This is a genomic window from Pseudorhodobacter wandonensis, from assembly GCF_001202035.1.
Taxonomy (GTDB): Bacteria; Pseudomonadota; Alphaproteobacteria; order Rhodobacterales; family Rhodobacteraceae; genus Pseudorhodobacter; species Pseudorhodobacter wandonensis.
In genome coordinates this window covers 1-5,110 of sequence record NZ_LGHT01000010.1, presented here as the reverse complement: position 1 = coordinate 5,110, position 5,110 = coordinate 1, and the positions used below count along the sequence as shown (strand labels likewise).

At 58.6% G+C, this 5,110-nt stretch carries 4 protein-coding genes; 1 reads left to right on the top strand and 3 read right to left on the bottom strand.

Annotated features, from left to right (window positions below):
- Nucleotides 1–58 precede the first annotated feature (58 nt).
- From tnpA to AKU79_RS01340, 3 genes are all read right to left on the bottom strand, one after another.
- Nucleotides 59–487 carry an IS66-like element accessory protein TnpA gene (gene tnpA / locus AKU79_RS01350; RefSeq protein ID WP_050521797.1) on the bottom strand — a complete coding sequence of 143 codons (429 nt, stop codon included), beginning with the start codon at nucleotides 485–487 and terminating at the stop codon, nucleotides 59–61.
- Nucleotides 488–567: 80 nt separating this feature from the next.
- A complete protein-coding gene (locus AKU79_RS01345) occupies nucleotides 568–2,118 on the bottom strand; it encodes a recombinase family protein (protein ID WP_050521796.1) in 1,551 nt (516 codons plus the stop codon).
- A gap of 895 nt (nucleotides 2,119–3,013) precedes the next feature.
- Nucleotides 3,014–4,408, bottom strand: a complete 1,395-nt coding sequence (locus AKU79_RS01340; protein ID WP_050521795.1) for an AAA family ATPase — start codon at nucleotides 4,406–4,408, stop codon at nucleotides 3,014–3,016.
- A 100-nt stretch (nucleotides 4,409–4,508) separates the two neighbouring features.
- On the opposite strand from AKU79_RS01340, the gene istA reads away from it, so the two are divergent.
- Nucleotides 4,509–5,110, top strand: a 602-nt coding sequence (gene istA / locus AKU79_RS01335; RefSeq protein ID WP_156209378.1) for an IS21 family transposase, incomplete at its 3' end; no start/stop codon positions are given.

Here is a 5,110-nt window from a genome sequence, read left to right as displayed (position 1 = left end):
TTCCTGAAGTCGATCGGCTGTGTCGAGACCAGAACCCGCACCCGGTTGGAGGGGAACATCATGGCGAAGGCCCGAGCGCGCGCACAATCTCGGCAATTCTGGTAGCTGTCGCGGCACCGTCCAGCCGGATTGTCACTTGGCCCAGAGCGATTTCGATTGATCCCAAAGGCTGCGCTTCTGGCTTGCCTGGTTGACCCGAACGCACCGGCAAAGAAGGCGCATTTCCCTCCGACAGCACGAGAGACGCAAAGCAGAAGCCGTCGTCCTCCATCGCCGGCAAAACCAACTTGCCGTCCCGAGCCCGACCACGCCATTCCGACAAATGGTTCGCCCGCAGCCCATAACGTGCCGCAACCGCGTTCACCGTTACGCCAGGCTTCAGGCTTTCTGCAACGATCTGCGCCTTGACCTCGTCAGGCCAGCGCTTCTGGCCATTGCCCCGTAAATCCACCCCATAGTCCCTGAGAAACTCCACCGTAGTCGCCATCGCGAAACTCCCGCCCCATGTCCAACAGGTGCGGAGTCGCAGGTTAATCGATCATGCAGAAGGTGGGGGCCCGAGAACGCTTACGGCGCATCCTCGTCAGGCATCATACGCACCTCCGAAATCAACCCGCGAAGCGCTTCTGTCGCCTCCATCTTGAGGCCGGGGTCTTGCAACGCCGATGACAGGCTGCGGATTTTGCTGCGGTAGAGATCCGACAGGCTCGGGTGCAGCCGCAGGGCAGGGGGCTCGGGGCTTTGATCGAGAAGTCCGGCCAGCCTTTGCTTCTCGGCCTCTAACTCGGCCATGCGGCCCTTCATGGCCGGTTGATACATCCCGTCTTCAATGGCCGCCATGATCCCGGCGATCTTCTTGTCAACTTGCGCCAGATCGCGCCGGGCTTGTCCGCGATTTGCATCCGCGCCCGCCGCTTCCGCGTTGAACGCGCGGCGGTATTCCTCGACAAAGGTCGCGATAAGTTTGGGGTGCAGCAGGCTGTCGCGCAGGCCGATGAGAACGCGGTCCTCAACCACTTCGCGCAGGATGGTGGCGCGGTTGGTGCAGATTGCCTCACCCTTGTTGCGCGCACCGGCACAGCCATAGCGGGTCTTGTTGATCAGTGTGTAGCTCGCACCGCAACAGCCGCAGATCAGAAGGCCGGAGAACAGATAATTGGGCCGCCGCGCGTTCTCGGGCCGTGTATGCCCGTCCTTGACGCCCGCCGGGTTCATATCCTCGCGGATAGCGGCCTGCCGGGTCTTGACCCGCTGCCACAGCGCATCATCGACGATTTGCAAATGCGGGACCGCCTCATTGACCAGCCCCTCGGTCGCGTTCAGCCGCGATTGTCGCCGTTGTGTCTCGGGGTTCTTCATATAGGTCAGCCGATCCCAGATCAGCCGCCCGATATAAAGCTCGTTGTTCAAGATCCCGGTGCCCCGCTTCCAGTTCCCTGAAATCGTCGATGGACCCCAGGTGCCAGACCCCTTATTGCTTCTGGGGCTGGGGATACCCTCATCGTTAAGGCGGGCGGCAATGGCACGGGCCGAATGCCCGGCATCATACTCGCGAAAAATCCGTGCGACGATTGCGGCTTCATCCGGGATGATATCACGTTCGCCCGTCACCGGCGTGCCATCGGCGTTGAACGCGCGGGTCACGCTATAGCCATAGCTGATCCCGCCCGCAGATTTGCCTTTGCGGGCACGACCCTCCAGCCCCCGGTGGGTCTTTTGGGCGAGGTCTTTGATAAACAGCGCCGACATCGTGCCCTTCAACCCGATATGGATCTCGCTGATCTCCCCCTCCGCAACCGTCACAACTGGAATGCCAAGATACTTCATCTGTTTATAAAAGGCGGCGATGTGTTCCTGATCCCGACTGATCCGGTCGAGGCCTTCAGAGACCACCACATCTACCTTGCCGTTGCGCGCATCCTCAAGAAGCCGCTGATAGCCGGGCCGCATCAGCGACGCGCCGGAAATGCCCGCGTCAGAATAACCCTGCGTCAATGTCCAGCCGCGATCTGTGATGAGCCGCTGGCAGACGCGCTGCTGATCCTCGATTGAGGCATTGGACTGCATGTCGGTGGAATACCGGGCATAGGTGCCCGCGCGAAGGGTCTTTGGGGGCATCAGTTTACTCCTCCGCATTGGCGCGTTGATCTGCGATGTCCGCAAGGGCTGCCTGCCGTGCCAGCAAGCGCACGAGCTGAACAAGGCAAGCATGCGGGGCAGTTTGCGTTGTGGCAATAGGGGCGTTCGGAGGGGGCGTAGCGAAGGCAGATACCGCGGCAGGCGGCGCGGCCATCGCTGGCAGCCCCTTCTTTTGCGCATATCTCTTCCGGTCCCGTGCCATAGGCCGAGTGCTCCTGCCCGTCCTGAACAAGGGCCAGGCGGGGTGTATTGATGTTGATCTGGCCGAGTGTTGGTCCGGCGGTATGATGATCAATATAAAGCATCGGGGGCCTCGTGGATTGGTGGAAAGGGCATCAAAACGGGGTCGAATGTTGGAATAATGTGGATAACCAATGGGTTGGAAAAACTATTGCAAATACTTTGCAATGAAAGCACAGCGATAAAATAACCAAGAAAATGACAACACTGAAAAACTGAAAATACAAACATCTCTCTTCTTCTGCAAAAACCCAAAAACCGAATCAACTTATCTCCCTGCCTTTGAAAAAATCGAAAAACGCTGCCTTGTGAAAAAACAAGGAAACAAAAAAAGGTGAAAAAAAATAGGACGGAAAGCCACTAAAGTAGAACAGTTCGCCGCCATAAAATTATTCGACAGTCCATTTACTCCCTACCGCACATCCTATTCCTGAGTTGCGAAAATCATTCTCCAAAAAACAAAGCTCATCCTTGATTTAGTAGGTTCGCCATATCCCCGAAAATGCATGACCGGCACGAATTGAGCTCGACATTCAAAAACGGGCCAAAGATGGAGGGCGGAGCAAGCTGCACATGGCGTCCCGCCCCGCCCCCAGTTTGAAGCCTGTCATTTTGTGACCAGCGGCTGGGTTCATCACGTTGGCGCTTCAGCCTGATAGTCACGCAGATGTATCACCGTGCCGTCCATCATAGCCGCCTCTTCCGCAGCAGCACGGCGACCAGACGGATCTTCAGGGTCCCAAGGCAGATCGCCGGTGATCCGGTCGATCCAGATTTGCAAGGCCGCACCCTCGAGAATCCGGTGCCGCATCAGATCCTTGGCCATCTCGATCAGCAAAATCTTGTGACCGGTCAGCACATTTTTGGCAGTGGCCTCAGCGGAGTTCAATTTGGCACGGACGGCTTCACGCAAGACAGGATCGGTGATCGAGCCGGCCGTGTCGCCGGGGCTCCAAATCAGGCCCGACACGCCAAACCCGAAGCTCGTCTCCATGGACACCGCTATTTTTGTGGCGTGGGCCAGATCGCATGTTGAAATGTTGCCGCCGGAACCACTGCCGACAGAGCCCAGAATGACGGATTCCGCTGCCCTCCCGCCCAAGGTATATGCCAACAGGTCGCGGTGATTGCGCGGCAGCCCCTCGCCGAGATCGACGTCGAGTCGCGTATGGCCATCGCGGTGACCGAGCCGGACGTGGTGCAGTGCGCCCAGCATGCGGTCCGCGGCCAAAATTGCGTGGCCACATTCATGCAGAGCAATTCGCCAACTGAGCGCGCGGTCGGGGGCAGGGCCGGTGGTCAGCCGCGCGATGATGTCGCTGGCCTGAACTGGCTGCTGCGCCGACCGGGCTTGGCTGCGTGCGGCCCGGATGGCCCCGTCGATCATCGCCGGGGTTTGGCCGATGGCGGCTGGGATGATCTCGGCGATCTCGACTTTGCTCATCTTAGCGCCGAGTTGGCGTTGCAGAATTGCGCTCACGCCTGCGCGGCCCGGAACCCCGACTTCGATAATACTATCGAACCGGCCCGGGCGCACGATTGCGGGATCGAGGGCGTTTACATCATTGCAGGCGCCAATGATCAGGACGCCTTGGGACCGTGTGGCGATATCGATCTGCTCAATGAACCCAGTGATTGCCACACGCCAATAAGTGGAACCCTGCCGGTCCCCAGACGCGCGGGATCCGATCGCGTCGATCTCATCGACAAACAGAATGCAGGGGGCTGCTGCGATTGCCGATGCAAAAACCTCATTCATAGCGCGAGCAAAGTCACCCAAGTGTCCGGCCGATTGCAGACGTGCCACGCTGGTTGAGATCAGGGGCAACCCGCTGCTACGTGCCATGGCCTGAGCCAGAAAGGTTTTGCCGGTGCCGGGCTGGCCGTGCATAAGCAAAGAGTGGAGGCAATCGTTCCATGCAAGTTTGCCGTCTTGCCAAAGCTTGAGATCCGCTACCATTTGGCGTGCGGCGACCACGGCGGCATTGCTCTCGTCCAACGCGTCCAGGGTGGGGCTGTTGATTGTCATTGAGAACTGACCCGGCACCAGCAGAAATTGTCATTGAGAATTGACCCATGTGTAACCTTGCCCCGGCTTGAATCAGCTGGGGGCGCATGGAGTGATAGACATGGGATTTTTGAGGGTAATTCGGAAATGGGCACTGCGGGATAAGATGCCTATTCGCGAGATCGCGCGGCGGACGGGCGTATCTCGCAACACGATCAAGAAGTATCTGCGGGAGGGGATTGTTGAACCTGCATTTCAGGTGCCAGATCGCCCCAGCAAGCTGGACCCTTATGCTAAGCATCTTACTGCGTGGCTGACGACTGATCAGCGCAAATCACGCAAGGAACGCCGAACGGCGAAGCTGATGCATGCCGATCTTGTAAAGCTTGGATATGACGGTTCCTACGAACGTGTTGCGGCCTTTGTGCGGGAATGGAAGGGTGACCGGCAGCGTGCGCATCACACGACAGATCGTGGGACTTTCGTGCCGCTGGTGTTCGCGCCGGGCGAGGCTTTCCAGTTCGATTGGAGCGAGGACTGGGCCTATGTCGGCGGCGAGCGTATCAAGCTGCAGGTCGCGCATATCAAGCTGTCGCACAGCCGGGCATTTTTGGTGCGGGCCTATCTGTTGCAAACGCATGAGATGCTGTTTGATGCCCACTGGCATGCATTCCGCGTCTTCGAAGGCGTCCCCGGGCGTGGCATCTATGATAACATGAAGAC

Bases quoted from the DNA above. Each gene is read 5' to 3' on its own strand.
- tnpA (WP_050521797.1), bottom strand. From the start codon at position 487: ATGGCGACTACGGTGGAGTTTCTCAGGGACTATGGGGTGGATTTACGG.
- AKU79_RS01345 (WP_050521796.1), bottom strand. From the start codon at position 2,118: ATGCCCCCAAAGACCCTTCGCGCGGGCACCTATGCCCGGTATTCCACC.
- AKU79_RS01340 (WP_050521795.1), bottom strand. From the start codon at position 4,408: ATGACAATCAACAGCCCCACCCTGGACGCGTTGGACGAGAGCAATGCC.